The 26,549-nt window shown below is 67.2% G+C and carries 27 protein-coding genes, 1 tRNA gene and 1 pseudogene; 14 read left to right on the top strand and 15 right to left on the bottom strand.

Going from position 1 to position 26,549, the window contains the following annotated elements:
* Positions 1-123: 123 nt before the first annotated feature.
* Together acs (ABXG85_RS03210) and ABXG85_RS03205 are read right to left on the bottom strand one after the other, a co-directional pair.
* Complete coding sequence (acs, locus tag ABXG85_RS03210) at positions 124-2,007, bottom strand: acetate--CoA ligase (RefSeq protein ID WP_353512294.1); 1,884 nt, start codon at positions 2,005-2,007, stop codon at positions 124-126.
* Positions 1,985-4,516, bottom strand: coding sequence for an AMP-binding protein (locus tag ABXG85_RS03205; protein ID WP_353512398.1), 2,532 nt, complete (start codon positions 4,514-4,516; stop codon positions 1,985-1,987). Before ABXG85_RS03205 ends, acs (ABXG85_RS03210) begins: the two co-directional genes overlap by 23 nt.
* A gap of 128 nt (positions 4,517-4,644) precedes the next feature.
* Between ABXG85_RS03205 and acs (ABXG85_RS03200) the strand changes: the two genes are divergently transcribed.
* Entirely contained in the window at positions 4,645-6,591 is a 1,947-nt protein-coding gene (acs, locus tag ABXG85_RS03200) for an acetate--CoA ligase (RefSeq protein ID WP_353512293.1), read from the top strand.
* Positions 6,592-6,616: 25 nt separating this feature from the next.
* Here acs (ABXG85_RS03200) and ABXG85_RS03195 read toward each other — a convergent pair whose 3' ends face one another.
* Genes ABXG85_RS03195 through ABXG85_RS03185 form a run of 3 tightly spaced genes read right to left on the bottom strand, consistent with a single transcriptional unit; the run spans position 6,617 to position 8,698 of the window.
* The gene (locus ABXG85_RS03195; RefSeq protein ID WP_353512292.1) at positions 6,617-7,003 is read right to left on the bottom strand and encodes a nuclear transport factor 2 family protein; all 387 of its coding nucleotides are present in this window, start codon (positions 7,001-7,003) and stop codon (positions 6,617-6,619) included.
* 3 nt (positions 7,004-7,006) lie between these two features.
* Entirely contained in the window at positions 7,007-8,551 is a 1,545-nt protein-coding gene (locus ABXG85_RS03190; protein WP_353512291.1) for an acyl-CoA mutase large subunit family protein, read from the bottom strand.
* A 9-nt stretch (positions 8,552-8,560) separates the two neighbouring features.
* A complete protein-coding gene (locus ABXG85_RS03185) occupies positions 8,561-8,698 on the bottom strand; it encodes a hypothetical protein (RefSeq protein ID WP_353512290.1) in 138 nt (45 codons plus the stop codon).
* A 73-nt stretch (positions 8,699-8,771) separates the two neighbouring features.
* On the opposite strand from ABXG85_RS03185, the gene ABXG85_RS03180 reads away from it, so the two are divergent.
* From ABXG85_RS03180 to ABXG85_RS03140, 9 genes are read left to right on the top strand one after another with little or no spacing between them, the layout of a single operon-like run.
* On the top strand, positions 8,772-9,080 hold the full coding sequence (locus tag ABXG85_RS03180) for a winged helix-turn-helix transcriptional regulator (RefSeq protein WP_353512289.1): 309 nt from the start codon (positions 8,772-8,774) through the stop codon (positions 9,078-9,080).
* Positions 9,077-9,880: a septum site-determining protein MinD gene (minD, locus tag ABXG85_RS03175; RefSeq protein WP_353512288.1), complete on the top strand. Its 804-nt coding sequence runs from the start codon at positions 9,077-9,079 to the stop codon at positions 9,878-9,880. Before ABXG85_RS03180 ends, minD begins: the two co-directional genes overlap by 4 nt.
* Positions 9,880-10,101: a cell division topological specificity factor MinE gene (gene minE / locus ABXG85_RS03170; protein ID WP_353512287.1), complete on the top strand. Its 222-nt coding sequence runs from the start codon at positions 9,880-9,882 to the stop codon at positions 10,099-10,101. Before minD ends, minE begins: the two co-directional genes overlap by 1 nt.
* Before the next feature lie 7 nt (positions 10,102-10,108).
* A complete protein-coding gene (gene rodA, locus ABXG85_RS03165; protein ID WP_353512286.1) occupies positions 10,109-11,188 on the top strand; it encodes a rod shape-determining protein RodA in 1,080 nt (359 codons plus the stop codon).
* Positions 11,189-11,206: 18 nt separating this feature from the next.
* Complete coding sequence (locus tag ABXG85_RS03160) at positions 11,207-12,274, top strand: ABC transporter ATP-binding protein (protein ID WP_353512285.1); 1,068 nt, start codon at positions 11,207-11,209, stop codon at positions 12,272-12,274.
* Positions 12,267-13,127: an ABC transporter permease gene (locus ABXG85_RS03155; protein WP_353512284.1), complete on the top strand. Its 861-nt coding sequence runs from the start codon at positions 12,267-12,269 to the stop codon at positions 13,125-13,127. The genes ABXG85_RS03160 and ABXG85_RS03155 overlap by 8 nt, the downstream gene beginning before the upstream one ends.
* Positions 13,124-13,903: an ABC transporter permease gene (locus ABXG85_RS03150; RefSeq protein ID WP_353512283.1), complete on the top strand. Its 780-nt coding sequence runs from the start codon at positions 13,124-13,126 to the stop codon at positions 13,901-13,903. Before ABXG85_RS03155 ends, ABXG85_RS03150 begins: the two co-directional genes overlap by 4 nt.
* On the top strand, positions 13,900-14,955 hold the full coding sequence (locus tag ABXG85_RS03145; protein ID WP_353512282.1) for a polyamine ABC transporter substrate-binding protein: 1,056 nt from the start codon (positions 13,900-13,902) through the stop codon (positions 14,953-14,955). Before ABXG85_RS03150 ends, ABXG85_RS03145 begins: the two co-directional genes overlap by 4 nt.
* 36 nt (positions 14,956-14,991) lie before the next feature.
* The gene (locus ABXG85_RS03140; protein ID WP_353512281.1) at positions 14,992-15,366 is read left to right on the top strand and encodes a c-type cytochrome; all 375 of its coding nucleotides are present in this window, start codon (positions 14,992-14,994) and stop codon (positions 15,364-15,366) included.
* Here the strand turns inward: ABXG85_RS03140 and ilvD are convergent.
* The 6 genes and pseudogenes from ilvD to leuC form a co-directional block, all read right to left on the bottom strand.
* Positions 15,363-17,030 (bottom strand): dihydroxy-acid dehydratase, encoded by a 1,668-nt coding sequence (ilvD, locus tag ABXG85_RS03135; protein WP_353512280.1) that lies wholly within the window; start codon positions 17,028-17,030, stop codon positions 15,363-15,365. The two genes, ABXG85_RS03140 and ilvD, sit on opposite strands and share 4 nt — an antisense overlap.
* Positions 17,027-17,761: an SDR family NAD(P)-dependent oxidoreductase gene (locus tag ABXG85_RS03130; protein ID WP_353512279.1), complete on the bottom strand. Its 735-nt coding sequence runs from the start codon at positions 17,759-17,761 to the stop codon at positions 17,027-17,029. The genes ilvD and ABXG85_RS03130 overlap by 4 nt, the downstream gene beginning before the upstream one ends.
* Positions 17,762-17,856: 95 nt before the next feature.
* A pseudogene (locus ABXG85_RS12910) lies at positions 17,857-17,955 on the bottom strand (Uma2 family endonuclease); the annotation flags it as partial.
* Positions 17,956-18,064: 109 nt separating this feature from the next.
* Positions 18,065-19,102, bottom strand: coding sequence for a 3-isopropylmalate dehydrogenase (leuB, locus tag ABXG85_RS03120; RefSeq protein ID WP_353512277.1), 1,038 nt, complete (start codon positions 19,100-19,102; stop codon positions 18,065-18,067).
* Entirely contained in the window at positions 19,099-19,704 is a 606-nt protein-coding gene (gene leuD, locus ABXG85_RS03115) for a 3-isopropylmalate dehydratase small subunit (RefSeq protein WP_353512276.1), read from the bottom strand. The genes leuB and leuD overlap by 4 nt, the downstream gene beginning before the upstream one ends.
* A gap of 11 nt (positions 19,705-19,715) precedes the next feature.
* Positions 19,716-21,134, bottom strand: a complete 1,419-nt coding sequence (gene leuC / locus ABXG85_RS03110) for a 3-isopropylmalate dehydratase large subunit (RefSeq protein ID WP_353512275.1) — start codon at positions 21,132-21,134, stop codon at positions 19,716-19,718.
* 234 nt (positions 21,135-21,368) lie between these two features.
* On the opposite strand from leuC, the gene ABXG85_RS03105 reads away from it, so the two are divergent.
* From ABXG85_RS03105 to ABXG85_RS03095, 3 genes are all read left to right on the top strand, one after another.
* A tRNA-Leu gene (locus tag ABXG85_RS03105) sits at positions 21,369-21,455 on the top strand.
* Between the two features lie 45 nt (positions 21,456-21,500).
* Positions 21,501-22,514, top strand: coding sequence for a tryptophan--tRNA ligase (trpS, locus tag ABXG85_RS03100; RefSeq protein WP_353512274.1), 1,014 nt, complete (start codon positions 21,501-21,503; stop codon positions 22,512-22,514).
* On the top strand, positions 22,511-23,161 hold the full coding sequence (locus ABXG85_RS03095; RefSeq protein WP_353512273.1) for a chromosome segregation protein ScpA: 651 nt from the start codon (positions 22,511-22,513) through the stop codon (positions 23,159-23,161). The genes trpS and ABXG85_RS03095 overlap by 4 nt, the downstream gene beginning before the upstream one ends.
* Here the strand turns inward: ABXG85_RS03095 and ABXG85_RS03090 are convergent.
* Entirely contained in the window at positions 23,158-23,565 is a 408-nt protein-coding gene (locus ABXG85_RS03090) for a disulfide oxidoreductase (protein ID WP_353512272.1), read from the bottom strand. The two genes, ABXG85_RS03095 and ABXG85_RS03090, sit on opposite strands and share 4 nt — an antisense overlap.
* Positions 23,566-23,595: 30 nt before the next feature.
* On the opposite strand from ABXG85_RS03090, the gene ABXG85_RS03085 reads away from it, so the two are divergent.
* Entirely contained in the window at positions 23,596-23,748 is a 153-nt protein-coding gene (locus ABXG85_RS03085; protein WP_353512271.1) for a C1orf53 family protein, read from the top strand.
* Here the strand turns inward: ABXG85_RS03085 and ftsY are convergent.
* Genes ftsY through gltX form a run of 3 tightly spaced genes read right to left on the bottom strand, consistent with a single transcriptional unit; the run spans position 23,745 to position 26,541 of the window.
* Positions 23,745-24,659: a signal recognition particle-docking protein FtsY gene (gene ftsY, locus ABXG85_RS03080; protein ID WP_353512270.1), complete on the bottom strand. Its 915-nt coding sequence runs from the start codon at positions 24,657-24,659 to the stop codon at positions 23,745-23,747. The genes ABXG85_RS03085 and ftsY overlap by 4 nt on opposite strands.
* Complete coding sequence (locus tag ABXG85_RS03075; protein WP_353512269.1) at positions 24,659-25,096, bottom strand: hypothetical protein; 438 nt, start codon at positions 25,094-25,096, stop codon at positions 24,659-24,661. The genes ftsY and ABXG85_RS03075 overlap by 1 nt, the downstream gene beginning before the upstream one ends.
* A gap of 32 nt (positions 25,097-25,128) precedes the next feature.
* Complete coding sequence (gltX, locus tag ABXG85_RS03070; RefSeq protein ID WP_353512268.1) at positions 25,129-26,541, bottom strand: glutamate--tRNA ligase; 1,413 nt, start codon at positions 26,539-26,541, stop codon at positions 25,129-25,131.
* Positions 26,542-26,549: the final 8 nt, after the last annotated feature.

The raw sequence follows: 26,549 nt of genomic DNA, 5'->3' as shown, positions 1-26,549 counted from the left end.
ATGAGGGGGGTGTCAAGAAAAGAGGGCTTTGCGACCATGCGCAAAAGCCGGGGTTTTCCCTGGGGTAGGCCTGAGGGTAAACGGAAACCCGCCCCCGAGGGGGTGGGACCAAGGGGGAGGGGGCTACTCTTCCAGGGTGGAAAGGTCCCCTGGATCCTTCCCCAGCTCCCTCGCCTTCAAAAGCCGCCTCAGGATCTTGCCCGAGCGGGTCTTGGGCAGCTTGTCCAGGAAGACCACTTCCCTGGGCGTGGCGATGGGGCCGAGTTCCCGGCGCACGTGCTGGAGGATCCCTTCCTTGAGCTCCTCCGAGGGGCTCTGCCCTGAGCGCAGGACCACGAAGGCCTTGATGGCCTCCCCCTTCAGGGGGTCAGGCACCCCGATCACCGCCGCCTCCGCCACCGCGGGGTGGGAAACCAGGGCGCTTTCCACGTCCGCGGTGCCGATGCGGTGGCCAGCCACGTTGAGGACATCGTCCGCCCGGCCCAGGACGCTAAAGTAGCCCTCCTCGTCCTGGCTCGCCACGTCCCCGGCGGCGTAGACGCCCCCCGGCACCTCCCGCCAGTACTGGAGGTAGCGCTCGTGGTTGCCCCAGACGGTGCGCATCATGTGGGGGAAGGGCCGCTTGAGCACCAAGAGCCCCCCTTGCCCCTGGGGCACGGGCCTCCCCTCCTCGTCCACCACGGAAGCCTCCACCCCGGGGAGGGCCACCCCGGCGAAGCCCGGCTTGGCTGGGAGGGTGAGGGGGGTGCCCAGGGTGGGCCCGCCCAGCTCCGTCTGCCACCAGTTATCCGCCACAAAGCCCCTTTGGCCCCCATCCACCAGGTGCGTGTAGGCCCAGCGCAGGGCCTCGGGGTTTAGGGGTTCCCCGGCCACGGCCAGGAGGCGCAAGGAGGAGAGGTCGTACCGCTTGGGCCACTCCGGGCCGTACTTCATGAAAAGCCGTACCGCCGTGGGGGCGGTGAACATCACGTTCACCCGGTACCGCTCCACCACCTGCCAGAAGGCCCCGGGGTCGGGGTAGTCGGGGGCCCCTTCCCGCAACAGGGAGGTAACGCCCTCCAGGAGAGGGGCGTAGACGATGTAGGAGTGGCCCACGATCCAGCCGATGTCGCTGGTGGCCCAGAAGACGTCCTCGTCCTTCACGTCAAAGAAGGTGCGCAGGTGGTAGGTGGTGCCCACCATGTAGCCGCCGTGGACGTGGACCACCCCCTTGGGCTTGCCCGTGGAGCCCGAGGTGTAGAGGATGAAGAGGGGATGCTCCGCCTCCACCATCTCCGCCCGGGCCTTTGGGGGGGTGTTCCAGAGGAGTTCCTGGAAATCGTAATGCCCCTCGGGAAGCTTCCCCCGGTAAGCCCGTTGGAACCAGATGACCTTTAGGGGCAGGTCCTTGATGGCCTCTTCCACGATGGAGCGGAGGTCCACCCCCTTGCCCCGGCGGTGGCTCACGTCCCCGGCGATGAGGAGCTTGGCTCCGGCGTCCAGGATGCGCTCCCTTAGCGCCGCTACCCCGAGCCCGGCGTAGACCACGCTGTGGATGGCCCCCAGATAGGCGGTGGCCAGCATGGCGATGACGCCCTCCAGGGTGAGGGGCATGTAGACCACCACCCGGTCCCCCTTGCCCACGCCCAGGGCCTCGAGGGCCGTGGCCAGGCGGCGCACCCGGTCCAGGAGCTCCCCGTAGGTGAGCTTTTGCTCCTGGCCGTCCTCGCCCAGGTAGAGGAGGGCCACCTTGTTCCGAAGCCCCCGTTCCACGTTGCGTTCCAGGGCGTTGTAGACGGCGTTGGTGGTGCCGCCCAGGAACCAGCGGTGCTCGGGGAGGTTCCACTCCAACACCTTGGCGAAGGGCGTTTCCCAGTAGAAGCGCCGGGCCCAGGTCCCCCAGAAGCCCTCGGGGTCCTCGAGGCTCCGCCGGTACTCCGCGGCGAAGTTCTTGAGGTTCGCCGCCTGGCGCAAGGCTTCTGGGGCCCAGAGCCGCTCTTCCGCTTTAAGGAGCTTTTCCACCGCCATAGTGTTCCTCCAGTCCCGAGGTGTCCCCCGGGTCTAGGCCCAAAAGTTCCGCCTTGAGAAGCCGCCTGAGGATCTTGCCGCTCCGGGTGCGGGGCAGGCTTTCGGCGAAGAGGACCCGGGGCGGGGCCACGGGGCCCAGGTGGCGCAGGAGGTGGGCCTTGAGCTTTTCCGCCAGAAGGGGTTTTAGCTCCTCGGGCACCGCCTGCTTGGGCACCACGAAAACCACGATCTCCTCCCCTTCCTCCCCCGGCACCCCCACGGCCGCCGCCTCCGCCACCTGGGGATGGGTGAGGGCGGCGGCCTCCACCTCGGCGGTGCCGAGCCTTGCCTCCCCCACCTTGATCACCTCTTCCGAGCGGCCCAGGATGCGGAAATACCCCTCCTCGTCCATCACCGCCAGGTCCCCGGTCCAGTAGAGCCCGCCCCGCCAGGGGCTTTCCCCCCCTAGGAGGTCCACCATCTGGGCCGGGCCCGCCCGGAGGAGGACCAGGTGCCCCTTGGCCCCTGGGGGGAGGACCTGACCCGCCTCGTCCACCACCCGGGCTTCCACCCCGGGGAGGGGCACCCCCACGTAGCCGGGCTTGGCCGGGAGGGGAAGAGGGGTGGCGAGGGCCGGGGCCCCCAGCTCCGTCTGCCACCAGTTGTCCAGGGGCCAGGCCAGGTTTTCCCGGGCCCAGCGCCAGACCTCCGGGGCCAAGGCCTCCCCCACGCTCCCCACCAGCCGAAGGCCCGTGGGCCGCGCCTCCCCGTGGCGCCTCAGGGTGCGGAGGAGGGTGGGGGAGGTGAGGAGGACGTCCACCTTGAGCCGGGCCAGGCGCTCGTAGAAGGCGGCGGGGCTTGGGTGGTCGGGGCGGTCCTCCACCAGGAGGCTGGTGCCCCCTAGGAACAGGGGGGCGTAGAGGCCAAAGGAGTGGCCCACCACCCAGAAGAGGTCGGCGGTGGTGTGGAAGACCTCCCCCGGCTTCAGATCGAAGAGGTAGCGGAGGGCCCAGGCCACCCCTACCATGTACCCCCCATGGCCGTGGACCACGCCCTTGGGCCTACCGGTGGAGCCCGAGGTGTGGAGGATGAAGAGGGGGTGGTGGGCGGGCACGGGCACCGGCTCCACCGGCTCGCCTTCCCAGGCCCTTTCCAGGAACTCCGTGCTTCCCCGCACGTGCCAGAGCACGGGGAGGTCCAGCCCCGCCAGCGCCGCCTCCACCACGGGGCGCAAGGGGATGAGCTGCCCCCGGCGGTAGTAGCCGTCAGCGGCGATGAGGAGGCGGGCTTCGCTTTGGAGAAGCCGCTCCCTAAGCGCCTCAGGCCCCAGCCCCACGGGCAGGGCCACGTGCACCGCCCCAAGCCGGGCTAAGGCCAAAAGGGCCAAGGCGGCCTCCGCCCCCGTGGGGAGGTAGAGGGCCACCCGGTCCCCCACCCTTACCCCCAGGCTTTGGAGGAGGCCCGCCAGGCGGGCGGAGAGGTCTTGGAGTTCCCGGTAGGTCCACTTTTCCAGGTGTCCTTCCCCGTCCAGGGTGAGGAGGGCCACCTGCTGGGCCCTTTCGGGGAGGTGGCGGTCCAGGGCGTTAAGGGCGGCGTTGGTGCGGGCGCCCGCAAACCAAAGGCGGCGTTCTGGGTCGTAAAGGGTTTCCCAGGGGCTTTCCCAGAAGAACTCCCGGGCGAAGGGGCCGAAGAAGCCCTCGGGGTCCTCGAGGGCCTCCCGGTAAGCGGAGGCGGGGTCTTTCAGGTTGGCCCTTTCCTTGAGCTCCGTGGGGGGCTCCACCACCTCCACCCTAAAGCTCGCCTCCGGAGGTGGGGCCAGGCTTGGGGGCTCGGGGGGCTTGAGGTAGGGGGAGACCTGGGCCACCTCGGAGAGGGCCCGGGCCAGGCGGCTAAAGGCGAAGGGGAAGCGCCGGGCGGGCACCACCACCCCTAGGGTGCCGAGGAGTTCCCCCCCTGGGCCAAACAGGGGGGCGGCCAGGGCGGAAAGCCCCAGGGCGTACTCCTCCATCTCCGCCGCCAGGCCCGACTCCCGCACCCGCTTGAGCTCCTCCTCCAGGGCCATGGGGTCGGTGAGGGTGTAGGGGGTGCGGGGGCGCAAGGGGGGAAGGGGCAGGGCGCCAAAGGCCAGGAGGACCTTGCCCAAGGCCAGGGCGTGGGCCCCTTCGGGGAGGCTTTCCCCCAGGGGGTGGGGCTGGCCCTGCCGCCCTCTTGTCTTCAGCCTCACCCCTTCGGGGGTGAGGAGGGCCAGGTAGCACCGCTCCCGGGTGCGGAGGTAAAGCTCTTCCAGGGCCTCTTCCAAGGGGGTGGTTTCCGCGGGGACCGGCTTGGCGCTTCCCAAGCGGTAGCCCCTTTCCCCTTTGACGGCGAAGCCTTCCTCCACCAGGCTATTCAGGAGGGCGTAGGCGGTAGAGAGGCTTTTGCCCAGAAGGCGGGCCACCTCCTTCACCTCCACCCCTTCCGGGTGCTCCGCCAGGTAGGCCAGGATGCGCAGGGCGGCCTGCACGGTGGAGAGGCTTCGCTTCTTGGCCATCTGGCTCCATCTTGCCCTTGGCAAGCCCCCTCCTGTCAAGAAAGGGGGGCTTTGGCAAATGGTGAAAAACCCCCCTTTTCTTGACCCCATCCTTGGCCCCGCCTATCCTCAAGGGCAAAGGAGGGGGTATGGACCGGATTGAAGGCGTGCTCAAGGAAGAGCGGGTGTTTTACCCAAGCGAGGCCTTCCGCCAGCAGGCCCACATCAAGAGCGAGGAGGAGTACGCGCGCCTGTACGAGGAAAGCCTAAAGGACCCCGAGGGGTTCTGGGGACGGGTGGCCTCGGAGCTCCACTGGTTTGAGCCCTGGCAGAAGGTCCTGGAGGGGGACCTCCCCCACCCCAAGTGGTTCGTGGGGGGCAAGACCAACCTCTCCTACAACGCCCTGGACCGCCACGTGAAGACCTGGCGCAAGAACAAGGCGGCCTTGGTCTGGGAAGGGGAGCCGGGGGAGGAGCGGGTCCTCACCTACCACGATCTTTGGCGGGAGGTGCAGAAGTTCGCCAACGTCCTGAAGCGGCTTGGGGTGAAGAAGGGCGATCGGGTCACCATCTACCTGCCCATGGTCCCCGAGGCGGCCATCGCCATGCTGGCCTGCACCCGTATCGGGGCGGTGCACTCCGTGGTCTTCGGGGGCTTTTCCTCCGGGGCCTTGGCCGACCGCATCAAGGACGCCCAGGCCAAGGTCCTCATCACCGCCGACGGCGGCTACCGCCGGGGCAGCATCGTTCCCCTGAAGCAGAACGCCGACGAGGCCCTCAAGGAAACCCCTAGCGTGGAGCACGTGGTGGTGGTGCGCCGCACCGGGGAGGAGGTGCCCTGGACCCCGGGCCGGGACCACTGGTGGCACGAGCTCATGGAGGCGGCCCCCGACCGCTTGGACCCCGAGCCCATGGAGGCGGAGGAGCCCCTTTTCATCCTCTACACCTCGGGTTCCACGGGGAAGCCCAAAGGGGTTTTGCACACCACGGGCGGCTACATGACCTACGTCTACTACACCACCAAGCTGGTCTTTGACCTCAAGGACGAGGACGTCTACTGGTGCACCGCCGACGTGGGTTGGATTACCGGCCACTCCTACGTGGTCTACGGGCCCCTCCTGAACGGGGCCACCACGGTGATGTACGAGGGGGCCCCCAACTGGCCTGAGCCCGACCGCTTCTGGCAGATCGTGGACAAGTACGGGGTGTCCATCCTCTACACCGCCCCCACCGCCATCCGCGCCTTCATGAAGTGGGGGGAAGGCTGGCCCGCCAAGCACCGCCTGGAAACCTTGCGGCTTCTTGGCACCGTGGGCGAGCCCATCAACCCCGAGGCCTGGCTTTGGTACTACCACGTGATCGGCAAGGGGCGCTGCCCCATCGTAGACACCTGGTGGCAGACGGAAACGGGCGGGATCATGATCACCACCCTGCCCGGGGCCCATCCCATGAAGCCGGGGCACGCTGGGAAGCCTTTCTTCGGGGTGAAGCCGGAGATCCTGGACAGCGAGCACCAGCCCGTGGAGAACCCGGACGAGGGCGGCCACCTTTGCATCACGCGGCCTTGGCCCAGCATGCTCCGCACCGTCTGGGGCGACCCGGAGCGCTTCCTCCAGCAGTACTTCAGCCAGCACCCCGGGGTCTACTTCACCGGGGACGGGGCCCGGCGGGACAAGGAGGGCTACTACCTGATCCAGGGCCGGGTGGACGACGTCTTGAACGTGGCGGGCCACCGCCTGGGCACCATGGAGATCGAGTCCGCCCTGGTTTCCCACCCCGCGGTGGCGGAGGCGGCGGTGGTGGGCCGGCCCGACCCCATGAAGGGGGAGGCCATCGTGGCCTTCGTGACCCTGAAGGAGGGCTTCACCCCTGCCGATGCCCTTAGGGACGAGCTCAAGGCCCACGTGGCCAAGGTGATCGGACCCATCGCCCGCCCCGACGAGGTGCGTTTCACCGACGCTTTGCCCAAGACGCGCTCCGGCAAGATCATGCGCCGCCTCCTGCGGCAGATCGCCGCCGGGGAGAAGGAGATCAAGGGGGACACCTCCACCCTCGAGGACCGCTCCGTGGTGGAGAAGCTCAAGGAAGGGGCCTGATGCGGGGCGCCCCCGGCCCGGCGGGCTAGCCCGCCGGGCTTTTGTGCACGTGCACCACCTTCCACCCCTCAGGGAAGCGCACCGCTACCCGGCTTTCGTTCACCGCTTGGTGCCGTAGCCCCCCTTCCTCCTCCACGGTGAGGAGGAGGGTGTAGCTGAAGATGGCCACCTCCCCGTAGCGCTGAAGCCGCCTTTCCAAAAGGTCGATCCGGTAGGGCTTACCCCTCGTGGCCCAGTTCTTCTCCACCATAAAGCGGTGGAAGTCCAGGCCGTCCAGGCGGTGGGGGGTGACGAACCACTCGTAAAGGGAAAGCTCCTCGTGGGTGGTGGCGGCGTAGGTGGCGTAGTCCCCCTCGTAGATGCTTTTCAGGTGGCGCTCCAGGAAGCTCCAAAGCTCCGTTTCGCTCTCCACGGCTCACCTCGTTGGCTGGTACTCTCCCCATTCCTCCCGCAGGACCCCGCAGACCTCCCCCAAGGTAGCCCGGCGGCGGAAGGCCTCCAGGACGTGGGGGAAGAGGTTTTCCTGGCCCCGCGCCGCCTGGCGCAGGCGCTCGAGGCCCACCCGGACGCTCTCGCCATCCCGCTTGGCCTTGAAGGCGGCAAGCTCCCGCTTCCTCCTTTCGTGGAGCTCGGGGTCGATGCGCTGCACGGGCACAGGCTCGTTCAAGGGGCTATGGGGGTCAAAGAAGCGGTTCACCCCCACGAGGATCCGCTTGCCCTCCTCCACCTCCTTCTGGAACTGCCAGGCGGACTCCTCGATGGCCCTTTGGAAGTAGCCCGCTTCCACCGCGGCTACCGCCCCGCCCAGGACGTCGATCTCGGCGATGAGCTTTTCCGCCTCCCGTTCCAACTGGTCCGTGAGGTGCTCCAGGTAGAAGCTTCCCCCCAAGGGGTCAATGGCCTTGGTCACCCCGCTCTCGTAGGCCAGGATCTGCTGCGTGCGCAGGGCCAGGAGGGCGCTTTTCTCTGTGGGCAGGCCCAAGGCCTCGTCGTAGGCGTTGGTGTGGAGGCTTTGCGTGCCCCCGAGCACGGCGGCCAGGGCCTGGTAAGCGGTGCGCACCACGTTGTTCAGGGGTTCCTGGGCGGTGAGGGTGGAGCCCCCCGTCTGGGTGTGGAAGCGGAGCATCCAGCTTTTGGGGTCCTTGGCCCCGAACTCCTCCCGCATGATGCGGGCCCAAAGCCGCCTGGCGGCGCGGAACTTGGCCACCTCCTCCAAGATGTCGCTGTGGGCGGCGAAGAAGAAGGAGAGCCTGGGGGCGAAGGCGTCCACGTCCAGCCCCCGCTCCAGGGCCGCCCGCACGTAGGCCTTGCCGTCGGCTAGGGTGAAGGCGATCTCCTGGGCGGCGGTGGCCCCCGCCTCGCGGATGTGGTAGCCGGAGATGCTGATGGTGTTCCACTTGGGCACGTGTTGGGCGCAGAACTCAAAGATGTCGGTCACCAGGCGCATGGAGGGCCCAGGAGGGTAGATGTAGGTACCCCGGGCGAAGAACTCCTTGAGGATATCGTTTTGCACCGTGCCCGAGACCTTGTTCCAAGAAACCCCTTGCTCCTCCGCCACCAGGAGGTAGAGGGCGAGGAGCATCATGGCGGGGGCGTTGATGGTCATGCTGGTGGAGACCTGGTCCAGGGGGATGCCGTCAAAGAGCTTGCGCATGTCCTCGAGGGTGGCGATGGACACCCCCACCCGCCCCACCTCCCCCACGCTCATGGGGTGGTCGGGGTCCAGGCCCAGCTGGGTGGGTAGGTCAAAGGCCACGCTGAGGCCCGTCTGGCCCTGGGCCAGAAGGTATCGGTAGCGGGCGTTGGACTCCTCGGCGGTGGAGAAGCCGGCGTACTGGCGCATGGTCCAGAGCCGGTCCAGGTACATCCGGGGGTAGATGCCCCGGGTGAAGGGGTACTCCCCCGGGCGGCCGAGCTTTTCCCGGTAACCTTCCGGCAAGGACTCAAAAAGGCCTTCCATAGCTTAGTTTTACAGGAAAAGGCGGAGGAGAAGAAGGGCGAGAAAGAGAACCCCCAGAATGAGGAGTAAGGGCGGAAGGAGCAGGCTGTAGGCGGCTAACACCAGGGCCAAAAAATCCTTCCAGTCGGGCTTAGGCTCTTCCCGCACCCCCTTAGCATACCCCTTTTCCCGCCTCGCTTCCCTGCTTCCTAGCTACATCCTCTTTTGATAGCATTAGCCCATGGCCCTGTCCAAGAACGCCCGCAAGGTGCTCAAGGTCCTGGCCAGGCGGGGGGCGCCGGAGGTGCTCTTTGCCTTGAGCCGGGGGGCCTCCCGCTTTTCCGACCTGGAAAGCCTCCTCGTCCTTTCCCCCAGGACCCTGGCGGAACGGCTTCGCGAGTTCCACGTCTTGGGCTTCGTGGAGCGGCGGGCTTACCCCGAGGTGCCGCCCCGGGTAGAATACACCCTGACCCCGCGGGGCAAGCGGGTTTTGGATTTCCTGCGCGGATTGGAGGAGGTATTGGAGGCCAAGCAGGAGGGGGTAACGTGAAAGCGAGAGCCATCGTGGTGACTTCCGGCAAGGGCGGGGTGGGGAAGACCACCACCACCGCCAACCTGGGTACGGCCTTGGCCAAGCTGGGGGAGAAGGTGGCGGTGGTGGACGTGGACGTGGGCCTGAGAAACCTGGACGTGGTCATGGGCCTCGAGGGGCGGGTGGTCTTTGACCTCATCGACGTCCTGGAGGGGCGGGCCAAGCCTCGGCAGGCCCTCATCCGCGACAAGCGGGTGGAAAACCTCTACCTCCTCCCCGCCTCCCAGACCAAGGACAAGGAGGCGCTGGACCCGGCCAAGTTCCAAGAACTGGTGCGCTTCCTTCTCACGGAAGAGGGCTTTGACCGCGTCCTCATCGACTCTCCCGCCGGCATTGAGAAGGGCTTCCAGACCGCCGCTACCCCGGCGGAGGGGGCCTTGGTGGTGGTGAACCCCGAGGTGTCCAGCGTTCGCGACGCCGACCGGATCATTGGCCTCCTGGAAGCCCGGGAGATCCGGGAGAACTACCTGGTCATCAACCGCCTCCGGCCCAAGATGGTGAGCCGGGGGGACATGCTCTCCGTGGAGGACGTGGTGGAGATCCTGGGCCTAAAGCCCATCGGCATCATCCCCGAGGACGAGCAGGTGATCGTCTCCACCAACCAAGGGGAGCCCTTGGTCCTCAAAGGGGCGAGCCCCGCCGCCCAGGCCTTCTTGGACACCGCCCGGCGCATGCGGGGCGAGGAGGTGCCCTTCCGCCACCTGGAGGAGGCCCAAGGTTTCTTGGGGGTCATCCGCAAGCTCTTCGGGGGTCGGTGATGTGGTGGCGTAAGCGGAGCAAGGAAAAGGCCAAGGAGAGGCTCAAGCTGGTCTTGGCCTACGACCGGGCCAGGCTTTCCCCGGGGTTGGTGGAAAGCCTAAAAAAGGACCTTTTGGAGGTCCTCCGCCGCTACTTCCCTGCCCAGGAGGAGGGGCTTCAGGTGGCCCTGGAGGAACGGGGGGAGAAGGTGGTGCTGGTGGCGGACATCCCCTTGCGCTAAGGGCGGCATGGTCCTCAGACGGCCTAACCTTCTCGCCTACGACTGGGGCCTGATCCTCCTGGCCTTGGCCCTGGCTGCCCTGGGGCTCCTCAATCTGAAAAGCGCCACCCCGGACCCCGCCCTGATCCCACGGCAAGCCTTGGCCCTGGCCTTGGGACTGGGGCTTGCGGTGGCGGTCCAGTTCCTCTCCCGCAGGCTCCTCTTCGCCTGGGCCTACCCCCTTTACGCCCTTTCCCTGGCCCTCTTGGTGGCGGTGCTTGGGGTGGGCCGGGAGATCAACGGGGCCAAGGCCTGGTTTGTCCTGGGGCCTCTCCAGTTCCAGCCCCTGGAGCTTGCCAAGGTGGGCCTGGTCCTGGCCCTGGCCCGCCTCCTGGAGGAAAGGCCCATCCGCCGGGTTTGGGACTACGTCTTGCCAGGCCTCCTCACGGCCCCGGTGGCGGCGCTCCTCCTCCTCCAGCCCGACCTTGGGGGCACCCTAGTGGTCCTCTTCGGCGCCTTCGCCGTGCTCTTTGTGCGGGGGCTTCCTTGGAAGCATCTTTTGGTGGGGGTCTTGGCCCTGGTCCTCCTGGTGCCCACCGTGGTCTGGCCCAACCTCAAGCCTTACCAGCGGGAGCGGGTCCTCATCGTTTTGGACCCCTACCGCGACCCCTTGGGCCAGGGCTTCCAGGTGATCCAGTCCACCATCGCCATCGGTTCTGGGGGGCTTTTCGGCAAGGGGTACGGGCAAGGAACCCAGACGCAACTGGGCTTCGTGCCCTTCCGCCACACGGACTTTGTCTTTGCGGTTTGGGCGGAGGAATGGGGGTTCGTGGGGGCGGTGGCCCTCCTGGGCCTTTACGCCCTTTTGCTCCTTCGCCTCTTGGGCTTGGCCCTGGAGTGTTCCCGCATGGCCGACCGCCTTTTCCTCGCCGGCGTGGGGGGGATGCTGGGCTTTCAGGTGGTGGTGAACCTAGGGGTGGCCTTGGGGGTGATGCCCGTCACCGGCCTAACCCTGCCCCTTTTTTCCTACGGGGGTTCTAGCCTGATGGCCACCCTCTTTTCCCTGGGTCTGGTCCTTTTGGTCCACCGGGACCGGGCGGCGCCCTAGCCTGCTAAACTGGGCCCCGTGGCGGAGGTGCTGGTGCGCGTGGCCGGGGTGCGCAAGGCCTTCGGCGGGGTGGTGGCCTTGGACGGGGTGGACCTGGAGGTGCGAAGGGGGGAGTTCTTCAGCCTCCTGGGGCCTTCTGGGTGCGGCAAGACTACCCTTTTGCGGATCCTGGCCGGGTTCGACACGCCGGACGCCGGGCGGGTGGAGATCGCCGGTAAGGACATGGCGGGGGTTCCCCCTTACGCCCGGCCAGTGAACACCGTGTTTCAAAACTACGCCCTTTTCCCCCACATGACCGTGGAGGGGAACGTGGCCTTCGGCCTTCGGATGAAGGGCCTGGCCCAGGCGGAGGTGAAGCGGAAGGTGGCCTGGGCCTTGGAGCTCGTGGACCTTATGGGCCTGGAGAAGCGCTACCCCCGGGAGCTTTCCGGGGGGCAGAAGCAGCGGGTGGCCCTGGCCCGGGCCCTGGTCTTAGAGCCCTTGGTCCTCCTTTTGGACGAGCCCCTTTCCGCCTTGGATGCTCGGCTACGCCAGGAGCTTCGGGTGGAGCTCATGCAGCTCCAGAGGCGGCTTGGCACCACCTTCATCTTCGTCACCCACGACCAGGAAGAGGCTTTGGTCATGTCGGACCGCATCGCCGTGATGCGGGAAGGGCGCATCGTGCAGATGGGCCTTCCCGACGAGGTGTACGAGCGGCCCAAGAGCCGCTTTGTGGCCGAGTTTTTAGGCCGCTCCAACTTCCTTCCTGCTAAGCCCCACCCTTTGGGGGCGGAAACCCCCCTGGGGCCCTTGCGCCTGAAAGAGCCCTTGCAGAAGGAGGCCCTCTTGGCCATCCGCCCGGAAAAGATCCGCCTCTACCCGGCGCAAAACGGGGCCCCGGCCCGGGAGAACCTGGTGCGGGCGGCGGTGGAGGAGATCGTCTACACGGGGGCGGAGAACCAGTACTACCTTAGGGCGGGGGAGGTGCGGCTTCTCGCCTACACCCTCAACCAGGACCTGCAGGAGCCAGGGGCGGAGGAGTTCGGCTATGGGGAGGAGGTTTACTGCTACCTTCCCCCGGAGAACCTGGTGGTGGTTCATGAATGAGGCGGCGACTCCTGGGCAGCGCATCTTGCGGGTCCTGGTCACCGTAGGGCCGGGGGGGCTTTGGCTCTTCCTCTTTGTGCTTCTCCCTTCCCTTTTGGTCCTCCTGGCCTCTTTCCTCTCCCGGGGGCCTTATGGGGAGCTCGGCCTGCCCTTAGGGCTTCACAATTACGCCCGGGCTCTCCAGCCCGTCTACCTCGAGGCCTTCGCCCAAAGCCTCCTGGTGGGGGTCTGGGCTACCCTCCTTTCCGCCCTCTTGGGCTACCCCTTGGCCTTTTACATCGCCCGCCATCCCAAGCGGGACCTCCTCCTCTTTTTGCTCCTCCTGCCCTTCCTCACCAACTTCCTCATCCGGGTCTACGCCTGGCTGGTCTTGCTCCAGCGGGAAGGCCTGGTGAACGCCTTTCTGGGGGCCTTCGGCCTGGGCCCCTTCGCCTTCTACCCCTCCTTTGGCGCCGTGCTCCTGGCCACGGTCTACACCTTCTTGCCCTTCTTTGTCCTGCCCGTCTACGCCAGCGTGGAGAGGCTGGACTGGCAGCTTTTGGAGGCGGCCTACGACCTGGGGGCGAGGCCCTTCCGCGCCTTCTTGCACGCCGTGCTCCCCCAGACTTATCCCGGGCTCTTTGCCGGTAGCGTCCTCGTCTTTATCCCCGCCATGGGCACCTTCGTGGTGGCGGACCTTTTGGGGGCGGGGCGGGTGGTCCTCATCGGCAACCTCATCCAACAGCAGTTCGGCGTCACCCGGGACTGGGCCTTCGGGGCGGCCTTGAGCGTTTTCCTCATGGGCTTCGTCCTCCTAAGCCTTTACCTGTACGCCCGGATCCAGGGGGAAAGGGGGCTCGAGGAGCTGGTATGAGGCGGCTACTTTCCCTCCACGCCCTCTTGGTCTACCTCTTCCTCTATGGGCCCATCCTGGTCATCGTGGCCCTTTCCTTCAACGAGAGCCGCCGGGGGGTGCGCTTCAGCGGCTTCACCCTGGACTGGTACCGGGCCCTGTTCCAGGATCCGCGTGTGTTGGAGTACTTCCTAAACACCCTGACGGTGGCCCTGGTTTCCACCCTGGTTTCCACGGTCTTGGGTACGCTCCTCGCCTTGGGCATGGTGCGCTACCGCTTTTGGGGCAAGGCGCTTTTGCGCTACCTCCTTTATGTCCCGGTGGTGGTGCCCGACGTGGTCATGGGGATCTCGCTTTTGCTCCTCTTTGCCTTTTCCCGGGAGCTTTTCGGTTTTCCCCGGCTTTCCCTCCTCACCGTGATCCTGGGCCACATTACCTTCCAGCTGGCCTTCGTCACCTTGGTGGTGCGCTCCCGGCTTCTCCTTCTGGACCCCGCCTTGGAGGAGGCGGCCCGGGACCTGGGGGCCAGGGGCTTCCAGACCTTCCTCTACGTCACCTTGCCCTTGGCCTGGCCGGGGGTGGCGGCGGGGGCCCTCCTCGCCCTTACCCTCTCCTTAGACGACTTCGTGGTCACCTTCTTCACCGCTGGCCCCGGGGCCACCACCTTGCCCCTCTACATCTACTCTAGCGTCAAGCTAGGAGTGAGCCCTAAGGTCCATGCCCTTTCCACCCTTATCGTGGGCCTTTCGGCGGTTTTTCTGGCTTTGGGGTATGCTCTTTCCCGGAGGCGGGTATGAGGCGTGTGACGGTCTTTCTTTTCCTGGCGGTTTTGGTCCTGTTGGGGGTTTTCCTGCTCCGGCCCCGGCCGGCCCAGGGGGCGGGCACCCTCTACTTCCTGAACTGGGCGGATTACATCCCCGAGGAGCTCGTGAAGAAGTTCGAGGCGGAAACCGGGGCCAAGGTGGTCCTGGACACCTTTGAGTCCCCCGAGGCCATGCTGGCCAAGCTGAAGGCGGGAGCGGACCAGGAGTTCTCCTTGGTGGTGGCCCCGGACTACTACGTGCTGCAGATGGTCCGGGAGGGGCTCATCGTTCCCTTGGACAAGGCCAAGCTCTCCAACCTCCAGAACCTGGACCCCTTTTTCCAAGACCCCCCCTACGACCCGGGCCTCCAGTACTCCATCCCCTACCTCTGGGGCACCACGGGGATCGCTTACCGGGAGGACCTGGTGAAGGGCCCGGTGGACTCCTACGCCGTGTTCTTCGACCCAGGGCGCCAGGTGGGGCCTTTCCTCCTCCTGGACGAGATGCGGGAGACCATCGGGGCGGCGCTGAAGTATTTGGGCTACTCGGTGAACACCACCGAACCCGTGGCCTTGGAGAAGGCCAAGGAGCTCCTGATTGCGGCTAAGGGGCGCTCCGTGGGCTTCGCCGGGGGCATCGAGGCGCTAAACCGCATCCTGGCGGGGGACGCCGCCTTGAGCCTTGCCTACTCGGGGGACGTCCTCCAGGCCCGCCAGGAGGAGGCGCGCCTCCGCTACGTCATCCCCAAGGAAGGGGGAACCCTTTGGACCGACGCCCTGGTGGTCCTGAAGCGGGGCCCAGCCCAGGAGCTGGCCTACCGCTTTATTGACTTCCTCTTGGCCCCGGAGAACGCCGCCGCCTTGGCCGAGTACACCCGCTACGCCACCCCGGTGGCCGCCGCCATTCCCCTTCTGCCCGAGGAGATGCGCCAGGACCCCGTGGTCTTTCCCCCCGAGGAGGTTCGGGCCAAGCTAGAGTACCTCAAGGACCTGGGGCCGGAAATCGCCCTTTTTGACCGGGTCTGGACCGAGATAAAGGCCCGCTAAAGAGCCCAGGGTAGGTTTATTGTCTATAATGAGCCCATGAAGCGGCTTCTGGCCCTCTTCCTTCTGGGGATTGTGGCCCTGGCCCAGGGGGGGGAGCCTTGGCGGCGGCTTTGCGCCCAATGCCACGGGGAGCGGGCCCAGGGGGTGCGCCCTTACCCAGGGCTTCAAGAGGTGGCCCCCCTCTTCGCCACCCCGGAAGGGCGGCGCTACCTGGTCCTGGTGGTCCTCTACGGCAAGAAGGGCGAGGCGGGTTTGATGCCCGGCTTCGCCCAGCTCAAGGACGAAGAGGTCGCCTCCCTTCTAAACCACCTCCGCGCCCTCCTCGGGGCCAAGGGGGAGGCCTTCACCCCGGAGGAGGTGCGGCGGGGGCGGGGGCTAAACCTCACCCCCGACCAGGTGAAGCGCCCCTAAAGGGGGTTTTCCAGGCTGGCGCCCTCGTCCGCCTGGCGCACCAAGGCGGCGTAACGGGCGAAAAGCCCGTGGCGAAAGGCGGGTGGGCGGGGCTGCCACCGCTCACGGCGCCGGGCGAGCTCCTCCTCGGGGAGGAGGACCTCGAGGCGGCGGTTCTCCACGTCGATCCGCACCCGGTCCCCCTCCTCCAGGAGGGCGATGGGGCCGCCCACGAAGGCCTCGGGGGCGATGTGGCCGATCATGAGGCCCCGCGTGCCCCCGGAGAAGCGGCCGTCGGTGAGGAGGGCTACCTCGGGGCCCAGGCCCTCCCCCACGAGGGCGCTGGTCACGGAGAGCATCTCCGGCATGCCGGGGGCCCCCTTGGGCCCCACGTAGCGGATGACCACCACGTCCCCAGGGCAGATTTCCCCCTTGAGGACCTTCTCCATGGCCGCCTCCTCCGAGTCGAAGACCCGGGCCGTGCCCTCGAAGAAGGTGCGCTCGGTGCCGGCCAGCTTCAAAACGGCCCCTTGGGGGGCGAGGTTGCCTTTGAGCACCACTAGGCCCCCGTGGGGCTTGAGGGCCCGTTCCACGGGGAAGACCACCTGTTGTCCTTCCCGTTCGCGGTAGGCCCGCTCCACCTCCTCCGCCAGGGTCTTTCCGGTGAGGGTCTTTTCCTCCCCATAGAGGAGGCCCGCTTCCAAAAGCCGCTTAAAGACCAAGGCGGTACCCCCTGCCTCGTAGAGCTCCCAGGCGGTGTAGGTGCCCCAGGGCCTTAGGTCGGCGATGACCGGGGTCTTGCGGGAAACCTCGTCGAAGTCGTCCAGGCGGAGCTCCACCCCCGCCTCCTTGGCCATGGCCAGGAGGTGGAGCACGGCGTTGGTGCTCCCCCCCGTGGCGGCCACGGTGGCGATGGCGTTGAGGAAGCTTCTGCGGGTGAGGAAGTCCTTTGGCTTCCAGTCCCTGGCGATGGCCTCGGCCAGGATCCGCCCCGCCGCCCGCGTGGCCTGGGCTTTTTCCGGGTGGACGGCGGGGATGGCGTTGTAGCCCACGGGGGAGAGGCCCAGGACCTCGAGGACCATGGCCATGGTGTTGGCGGTGTACTGGCCGCCGCAGGCCCCGGGGCCAGGGATGGCCCGCTTTTCCACCTCCAAAAGCTCCTCGTCCGTGATCCTGCCCGCCGCCCGCTGGCCCACCGCTTCAAAGACCTCCACGATGGTGAGCTTCCTGCCCCGCCACTCCCCGGGGGCGATGGTGCCGCCGTAGAGGACCATGCCGGGGACGCCGCTCCGGATGACCCCCATGGCTCCCCCGGGGATGGTCTTGTCGCAGGCGGAAAGGGCCACCATGCCGTCGTAAAGGTAGCCCTGGGCCACGAGCTCCACGCTGTCGGCGATGACCTCGCGGCTCACGAGGCTGGCCCGCATGCCCGGGGTGCCCATGCTGATGCCGTCGGAGATGGCGGGGGCCCCGAACTCGAAGGGCACCAGGCCCGCCTCCCTTAGGCCCGCCTTGAGGTCCAGGGCCAGCTGCCGCAGGTGGAAGTTGCAGGGCATCCCATCCGTAAAGGTGTTCACCACCCCCACGAAGGGCCTGTGGAAGTCCTCGTCCCCCACCCCCACCGCCCGGAGCATGCTCCGGGCCGGGGCCTGCTGCAGTCCTTTCTTGATGCGATCTGATCTCATGCGTCCCTCCAGCTGGCGGTTTTGCCGTGGTACTGCCTTGCCTTGGGGAGAAGGCGCACCAGGGCCCTGGCCGCCTCCTCCGGCGTAAGTAGAAGGCCTTCTTCCTTGTAGCCCCTAAAGACCCGCTGCAGCACAGGAGCAGCGCTTCCCTGTGCCTCTCGGGCTTGACGTTGCATCTCGGTTTCCACCACCCCGGGGCGGTAAATAAAACAGGCCACCTCGGGCACCTCCGTGGCCAGCTGCCGCGCCAGGTGCTCCTCCGCCGCCTTGGCCACGGCGTAGGCGCCGATGCCGGGGAGGTTCGTCTCCGCTGCCCCCGAGCCCACGTAGACCGCAAGCCCTTCCCCCTGGTGCCTTAGGAGGGGATAGGCGAAGCGGGCGAGTTGGTAGCCGGCGAGGAGGTTGGCCTCGAGGACCTCCATGAAGAGGGCCTCCGCTACCTCGTAGAGCAAAGGCCCTGGGTGCAGGACCCCGGCGTTGTGGATGTAGCCGAAGAAGTGGCCGAGCTCCACCGCCTTCTGCACCAGGGCCTCGGCCACCTCGGCCTTGCCGGCGCTCCCCGCCACGTGGGTCACCCTAGCCCCCAGGGCCTGGGCCTCCTCCGCCACCCCCCTTAGGGGGGCCTCCGAGCGGGCGTTGAGCACCAGGTCGTAACCCGCCTTAGCGAGCTCCAGGGCTAGGGCTTTACCGATGCCCCGGCTCGCCCCGGTGAGGATCAGGGTCTTTCTCATAGGTCCTCCGTGGGGATTGCCACGCCCAGGAAGGAAAGCCGCTTCCCGGGGCCCGAGGCCTTCACCTCCCGGTACGCTCCACCTCCGGGGTGGCGAAGGTCTCCTTCCCCGAGTCCAAGCCGCAGGTCCTCGGGGAACACCCCGGCTTTCACCCTGCGATGGAATGCGTCTAGGGTAGTCCGATGGCGGGTCATGGGAGGGCCTCCTTAAGGGGGAGGGAAAGGACCTCCGCAAGCCCTCCTCCAGGGCCTCTTGGCGCGGGTAGGCCCTCTTTAGCCCTAAAGCGGTGGCGGACCATTTCCCTCATTCTAGGCGGCGGAGCACGGCCTCCGTAAAGGCCTGGGTGCCCGCGGTGCCCCCCAGGTCGGGGGGCGGGGTTTCCACCAGGGCCTGGGCCACCGCCCTTTCCACCTTCTGGGCCAGCTCCACCAGGCCGAAGGCGTGCTCCAGCATCATGGCGGCGGAGAGGATGGCGGCGGTGGGGTTGGCCACCCCCTTGCCGGCGATGTCCGGGGCGGAGCCGTGCACGGGCTCAAAGACCGGGGTGCCCCGGCCCAAGGAGGCGGAGGGGAGGAGCCCCAAGGAGCCAGGGAGGACGCTCGCCAGGTCCGAGAGGATATCCCCGAAGAGGTTGCCCGTCACCACCACGTCAAAGCGGGCGGGGCTGCGCACCAGGTGCATGGCCATGGCGTCCACGTACTGGTACTCCAGGGCCACCTCGGGGTAGGCTCGCCCCACCTCCGCCACGGTCTTGCGCCAAAACTCCCCCACCTCGAGGACATTCGCCTTGTCCACGCTGGTGACGTGTTTCCTGCGCTTCCTCGCCGCCTCGAAGGCCACCTGGGCCACCCGCTCCACCTCGGGCTTGCTGTAACGCTCCGTGTTCCAAGCTTCTGCCTCGGACATGCCTCGAGGCTCCCCGAAGTAGATCCCCCCGGTGAGCTCCCGCACGATGAGGACGTCCACCCCCCGGGCGATCTCCTCCTTCAGAGGGGAAAGCTTCTCCAGCCCCGGGAAGACCTTGGCGGGGCGGAGGTTGGCGAAGAGGTCCTGGCTTTTCCGCAGGGCGAGGAGGCCGGTTTCGGGGCGGATTGGCCTGGGCAGGTTGTCCCACTTGGGCCCGCCCACGCTCCCTAAAAGCACCGCTTCCGCCTCCTCCACCCCCCGCCGCGTCACCTCGGGGAAGGGCTCCCCGTGCCCGTCTATGGCCGCTCCCCCGAAGGGGAAGACCTCGTAGGTGAGGCCAAGGCCCTCCGCCTCGTCCAGGGCCTTTAGGACCTTCAGGGCGGCCTCCGTCACCTCGGGGCCGATGCCGTCCCCGGGAAGCACCGCCACCTTCATTCCGCCCTCCTAGGGTAGGGGAGCTTCCGGTCGAAGGCGTCCAGGAGCTCCCCCGCTTCCAGGAGTTCCCCGATGGGGTCCCAAAGCCCCTGGGTCAAGGCCTCCCGAGCCTCCTCCCGGATGAAGAGGGGAGCCACCCGGTCCCCGAAGCGCACCTCCTGGTTGACCAGGTCGATCTCCACCTCCAGCCCGGGGTCTTGCTCCACCGCCTGGAAGAGCACCGCCAGGTCTTCCGGGGCCAAGGCCACGCAGGGAAGGCCGATGGCGGTGGCGTTGCCGAAGAAGATTTCCGCAAAGCTCTCCCCGATGATGGCCCTAAACCCCGCCCGCTTGATGGCTTGGGGGGCGTGCTCGCGGCTAGAGCCCGAGCCGAAGCCCGACTCCACCAAAAGGATGCTCGCCCCCTGGTAGCGGGGGTCGTTCAGGGGGTGGGGTTTGGGGTTGCCCTTCTCGTCAAAGCGCTCGTCGTAGAAGAGGTACCGGCCCAAGCCCTCAAAGGTGAGGGCCTTCATGAAGCGGGCCGGGATGATCCGGTCCGTGTCGATGTCCTCGCCCCGAAGGGGCACCGCCCTTCCCCGGATGACCGTAAACTTCTCCAGCATCCTGCACCTCCTTAGCGCGCGCCCACCACGCCGAAGACCTCCCGGGCGTCGGCAATCTCCCCGGCCACCGCCGCCGCCGCCACCATGAGGGGGCTCATGAGCACCGTGCGCCCCCTGGGGCTTCCCATGCGCCCTTTGTAGTTGCGGTTGGAGCTGGAGGCGCAAAGCTCGTCCCCTTCCAGGCGGTCGGGGTTCATGGCCAGGCACATGGAGCACCCCGGGTTGCGCCACTCAAACCCCGCCTCGCGGAAGATCTCGGCGATCCCTTCCTCCTCGGCCCGCTTCGCCACCCACTCCGAGCCCGGCACCACCAGGGCCCGCACCCCCTTCTTCACCCTGTGCCCCTTGAGGTAGCGGGCCACCTCCCGCAGGTCGGAAAGCCTTGCGTTGGTGCAGCTCCCGATGAAGGCCACCTGGATGGGCACCCCCTTGATGGGCTGTCCCGGCTGGAAGCCCATGTAGGCCAAGGCCTCCTCGGCCACGGGGCGCTCCTCCTCGGGAAGTTCCTCCAAGAGGGGGATGCGGCCGTCTATGGGGATGGCCTGCCCCGGAGTGATGCCCCAGGTGACGGTGGGGGCGATTTCCTCGGCGCGGAAGGTGACCACGTCGTCGTAGGAGGCGTCGGGGTCGGAGCGCCAGGCGAGCCACCGCTTCTTGGCCTCCTCCCACTCGGCCCCTTTGGGGACGTAGGGGCGGCCCTCGAGGTAGCGGAAGGTGGTCTCGTCGGGGTTCACGTAGCCCACCCGGGCCCCACCTTCAATGGACATGTTGCAAAGCGTCATGCGGCTTTCCATGTCCATGGCCTCCACGGCGCTTCCCCCGTACTCGTAGGCGTAGCCCAAGCCCCCCTTCACCCCCAGGTGGCGGATGAGGTGGAGGATCACGTCCTTGGCGTAGACCCCGGGGGCAAGCTTCCCCTCCACGTTGATCCGCCGCACCTTGAGCTTCTGGGCGGCTAGGGTCTGGGTGGCGAGGACGTCCCGCACCTGGCTGGTGCCGATGCCGAAGGCCACCGCCCCGAAGGCCCCGTGGGTGGAGGTGTGGGAGTCGCCGCAGGCGATGGTCATGCCGGGTTGGGTGAGGCCGAGCTGGGGCCCAATCACGTGGACGATACCCTGGTTTCCGCTCCCCAGGTCAAAGAAGGTGATGCCGTGTTCCTGGGTGTTATGCCGGAGGGCCTCCAGCATGCTCTGGGCCAGGGGGTCTTGGAAGGGCTCGGTGCGGTCGTGGGTGGGGACGATGTGGTCCACGGTGGCGAAGGTGCGGTGCGGGTAGCGCACCTTGAGCCCCAGGTCCTTCAGCATCCCGAAGGCCTGAGGGCTCGTCACCTCGTGCAGGAGGTGCAGGTCTATGAAGAGCTGGCTCTGCCCGTTTCTGAGCCTCCTTACCTCGTGGGCTTCCCAAACCTTCTCGTACAGCGTCTTTCCCATGGCTCCCTCCCTATAAAAAGCCCCCCGGGTCCTTGGGGCCCGGGGGAAAGCGGAAAGGCCTCCCTAGACCGGGCCCGCCCGGTCTAGGTCTAGCAGGATGCCCCGCCGCATTGCTCCCTAGCCTAAGGGCTTCTGGCCCTTTGGTCAAGGTGGGCTTTCCAGGAAGCGGGTAGGAGGAGGCTCCGGCCCAGCTTGACGAGCGGCGCCCGTCCCCCTAGAATGACCCTTGCGTCTGCCGGGGTGGCGGAATTGGTAGACGCGCACGATTCAGGGTCGTGTGCCCGCGAGGGCGTGCGGGTTCAAGTCCCGCCCCCGGCACCAAAAGGCCCCCGAAAGGGGGCCAAAACCTTTTGCTACACTTAGGCCATGAAGCGCGTCCTCTCGGGCATCCAGCCCTCGGGGGAGATCCATATCGGCAACTACCTGGGGGCCATCAAGCAGTGGGTGGCCCTCGGGGAGAAGCTGGGCCGGGAGGCTTTCTTCTGTATCGTGGACTACCACGCCCTCACCAACCCCCTGGCCTACGACCCCAAGACCTTGGCCCGCCGCACCTTTGAGGCGGCCCTGGTGAACATCGCCGCCGGGCTTGACCCGGACAAGGTTACCCTCTTCGTCCAGTCCCACGTGCCCGAGCACACGGAGCTTTCCTGGGTCTTCACCACCCTGACCCCCTTGGGCGACCTCACCCGCATGACCCAGTTCAAGGACAAGGCCAGCAAGCAGGAAACCATCTGGAGCGGCCTCCTCATGTACCCCGTTTTGCAGGCGGCGGACATCCTCATCTACAAGGCGGACACCGTGCCGGTGGGGGAGGACCAGGTGCAGCACATCGAGCTCACCCGGGAGATCGCCCGCCGCTTCAACCACCTCTTCGGGGAAACCTTCCCCGAGCCTGAGGCCCTCTTGAACCCGGAGGCCCCCCGGGTGCCGGGCATTGACGGCAAGGCCAAGATGAGCAAGTCCTTGGGGAACACCATCGGCCTCTTGGAGCCCGAGGAGAGCATCTGGCAGAAGGTCCAGCACCTGCCCGACGACCCGCAAAGGATCCGGCTTTCCGACCCCGGGGACCCGGAGAGGACCATCGTCTTCACCTATCTTTCCTATTTCGCCCCCAAGGAGCTGGTGGAGGCCCTCAAGGAGGAGTACCGCAAGGCGGGGGTGGGCACGTACGTGGTGAAGCGCATCCTCTTTGAGGAGATGATGAAGACCCTAAGGCCCATCCGGGAGCGGGCGGAGGCGCTTAAGCGGGACCCCGACTACGTGATGGACGTCCTGGTGGAAGGGGCCAAGCGGGCGCGGGCGGTGGCGGCGGCCACCATGGAAGAGGTGCGGGAGAAGGTGGGCCTCCTCCTGCCCCGGAAGCGGCCGGTCCTGGCGTGATCCGCCTAGAGTTTCCCGGTTTTTCCGGGTCTCCCGTGGAGCTTAGGGAGGCCCTGAGGCGGGGGCGGCTTTCCCCCAAGGACCTCCCCGTCCTGCAGGTGGTGGAGCAGGCCCTTTCCCAGGTGCCGGAGGACCTGAAGGCCAAGGCCGAGCTCCTGCCCCTTTTGGCGGAGCTCCTCGTCCTGAAGCTGGCCCCGGAAAAGGCCCTGACGCCCAAGGAGGAGGGGGAGGAAGCGCCCTTGGTGCGGGTCCTTCTGGACCTTTCCGAGGCCGTGGCCTTTTTGGAGGGGCGGTGGGCCAAGCGGGCCCGGCTGTACCCGGCGGCTCCTCCCCCCGTGCCCAGGCCTCCTTTGCGGCTTCCCCCCAAGGTGTTGGCCGAGGCGGCCCGCCCCTTTCGCAAGGCGGTGCTTCACCTGCCGCGGGAGGCCTTTGGCTTGCAGGAGGCCTGGTCCAGGCTTTTGCCCTTCCTAAAGGGCCGGGTAGCCTTCCACCGCCTGCCCCTTCCTTCTTGGGAGGAAAAGGTAGTGGGCTTCGCCGCCCTTTTGGAGGCCTGCCGCTTGGGGCGGGTGCGGCTTTATCAGGAGGCCCCCTTCGCCCCCTTGTACGTGGAGGTGGAGGGAGCCCTCGAGGCCCGGCGCTTGGCCTAGCCCTGCCTCGCCGCCTTGGCCAAAAGCCCCATGCTGAGGGCGATGAGAAGGAAGGCGATGAGGGCCTGCAAGGGGATGGGGAACTGGGGGATGTACTCCACCGAGCAGGGCACGGGGGGTTTGCAGGCCAGGGTGAAGCGCTCGGGGAACTTTTGTTCCAGGAGGTGCAGGGTGCTGATGCTCCCCCCGATCAGGGAGAGGGCCAGGCTGTAGGGCCACACCCCGAGGTCCTGCCGCCAAAGGGCCAGGCCCAGGATCACCGCTTGCGGGTACATGAAGATGCGCTGGTACCAGCAGAGCTCGCAGGGGAGGAAAAGCCGAACCTCGGAGTAGTAGAGGCTACCCAGGGTGGCCACCAAGGCCACCACCCAGGCGAAACCGAGGAGGGCAGCGCCGCGCTTCATCGGCTAAAGCATACCCCTAAACTGGAGTTTGTGAAGAGTGAGGACGAGGCCTTGCGGGAAGGGGAGGACTTCTACTGGGAAGGGGATAGGAGGGTCTTCACCGAGGCCTACCACCGCAAGCGGGGCTACTGCTGCGGCTCGGGGTGCCGCCACTGCCCCTGGCGGCCTAAGGAGGAGGATTAGGCTTCTAGAAGGGCCTCCACAAACGCCTCGGCGTCAAAGGGCTGGAGGTCCTCCGGGCCTTCCCCCACCCCAATAAACTTTATGGGCACCTTCAGGGTGCGCACGATGGGGACCAAAACCCCCCCCTTGGCGGTGCCGTCCAGCTTGGTGACGATGACCCCGGTGAGGCCCACCGCCTCGTGGAAGCGCTTGGCCTGCTCCAGGCCGTTTTGCCCCGTGACGGCGTCCAGCACCAGCCAGACCTCCCCCGGCTCCCCGGGCTCGGCCTTGGCGATAGCCCGCTTCACCTTCTTGAGCTCCTCCATCAGGTTGTGCTTGGTGTGGAGGCGGCCGGCGGTGTCCACGAAAAGGAGGTCAAAGCCCCGCGCCCTTCGGGCTTGGGCTGCGTCGAAGGCGAGGGCGGCGGGGTCTGCTCCTTCGGGCCCCTGGATCACGGGGATGCCCAAGCGCCTGCCCCACTCGGCGAGCTGCGTGGCCCCGGCGGCGCGGAAGGTGTCCCCGGCGCAGAACATCACCTTTTTGCCCAAGGCCTGGTAGTAGCGGCCCAGCTTGGCGATGGTGGTGGTCTTGCCCACCCCGTTCACCCCCACCACCATCACCACGCGCCCCCGAGGCTCCACCGGCTTGAGGGCTTGGGGGCGGAAGCCCAGCTTGCGCAGGCTGGCCCGGCGCTCGTCCGGCTCCAGCATCTGGACGAGCTTTTCCTTCACCGCTTCCTTTAGGTCCTTCCTTCCCGAGGCCCGAAGCTCCGCCAAAAGTTCCTCCGTGGCCGCCACCCCCACGTCGGCGGCCAGGAGGGCCATCTCCAGCTCTTCCAAGACCTCCTCGGGATTGCCGCCCCAAGGGATGGCCTTGAGGAGGGTTTCCCGGGTCTTGGCCAGCCCGGCCTTTAGGCGGTCAAAGAAGCCCATTAGCGGAAGTTTACCCCCAGGGCCAAGCGCCAGACCTTGGGGAAGTCGGCGAAGCCGTAGACGTAGCTCCCCTCGGCGAAGAGGCCGGTGTAGGGGTCAAGAAGGCCCTCGAGGCCCAAGGTGAAGCCCACCCCAGCGGTGGGGCGTGGCCCCAAGACGGCGCCCAAGCCGCCCCCGAAGTAGGGGAGAAGGCCCGTGAGGCCCGGGTCGTACTGGCCCAGGTCGGGCTTGAAGAGGAGGGCGGCCTCCACGGCCACCCCGGGGGCGGCGGGAGCGAGTTCCGCCGTGAGGCGGCCCACCAGGTTCTGCCTTAGGCGGCTTTCCACCCCGGCCCCGAAGGTGAGGCCTAGGGCTGCCCCGTGGCCGAAGCGCATCTGGATGGCGCTTTGGGCGCTGGCGAAACCGAGAAGGAACAAGAGGAGGAAAACCCGCTTCATCCCACCCAGTATAGCCCCTTTCGCGCTTCTTTTCACGAGGCGGCCAAGGCCCGCTCCAGCCGCCTAAGGACCCGCTCCTTGCCCAGGAGGGCCAGGATCTCAAAAAGCCCCGGGGTTTCCAGGCTTCCTGTTACGGCAGCCCGGAGGGGTTGGGCCACCTGGCCGAGCTTGAGACCCTGCGCCTCGGCGAACCCCCTTAGGAGGCCTTCCAGGGCGGCCTCGCTCCAATCCTCCTGGGCGCTGAGGGCGGGGAGGAGCTCCCGGAGGAGAGGTAGGCCCTCCTGCAGCTTGGCCAGGGCCTTTTCCGAGAAGGGGTAGTCGTCGGTGAAGAGGTAGCGGGCTTTTTCTGGGAACTCCTTGAGGGTGTCGAAGCGGGGGCGCATGAGGGCCACGGCCCTTTGCAGGTAGGCCTCGTCAGGCCAGGAGAGCCCGGCCTGTTGCAAAAAAGGCTTCACCCGCTCCGCCACCTCCTCCAGGGGGAGGACCTCCCGGATGTACTTCCCGTTCATCCACCTTAGCTTCTCCAGGTCAAAGACCGGCCCCCCCAAGGAAACCCGGTCCCAGCGGAAGGCTTCGATGAACTCCTCGAGGCTGAAGATCTCGCGCCCATCGGGCATGGAAAAGCCCATGAGGCAGAGGTAGTTGCGCAAAGCCTCGGGCAAAAACCCCTCCGCCTTGTACCACTCCAAGGAGGTGTGGCTTTTCCGCTTGCTGATCTTGGTCTTGTCGGGGTTGCGCAGGAGGGGCATGTGGTAGAACTTGGGCACCTCCCAGCCGAAGGCCCGGTAGAGGAGGACGTGGATGGGGGTGGAAACCAGCCACTCCTCCGCCCGGATCACGTCCGTGACCCCCATGAGGTGGTCGTCCACCACGTTGGCCAGGTGGTAGGTGGGGTACCCGTCGGACTTCAGGAGGACCACGTCGGGGATCTCCTGGTTATCGTAAACCACCACCCCCCGGAGCTCGTCCTTGACCTCGGTGGTGCCGGGGCGGGGGACCTTGAGGCGGATCACGTGGGGTTCGCCCCGCCTGGCCCGCTCCTCCGCCTCTTCCGGGGGGATGTTCCGGGCCCGGCCGTCGTACCCCCCCTTCTCCTTGCGGATCTGCTCCAGCTCCTCCGGGGTTTCGAAGGCCCGGTAGGCCCATCCCCGTCGCAAAAGCTCCTCGGCGTGCTCCCGGTAGAGGGGAAGCCTTTCCGACTGGCGGTAAGGCCCGTGGGGGCCGCCGATGTCGGGGCCTTCGTCGTAAGTGATGCCGAGCCACTTGAGGGCGGCCAAAATCCTCTCCTCCGCCCCCGGAACGTAGCGGGCGCGGTCGGTGTCCTCTATGCGCACCAGAAAGCGCCCCCCGTTTTTGCGGGCCCAGGCGTAGTTGAAAAGGGCGATGTACGCCGTGCCCACGTGGGGGTCCCCCGTGGGGCTTGGGGCGATGCGGGTCACCACCATACCTCGCC

This window comes from Thermus sp. LT1-2-5 (assembly GCF_040363165.1).
In the GTDB taxonomy this organism is placed as follows: domain Bacteria; phylum Deinococcota; class Deinococci; order Deinococcales; family Thermaceae; genus Thermus.
Note: the sequence above shows the minus strand (reverse complement) of the source record. Positions and strands in the feature narration are given on the sequence as shown.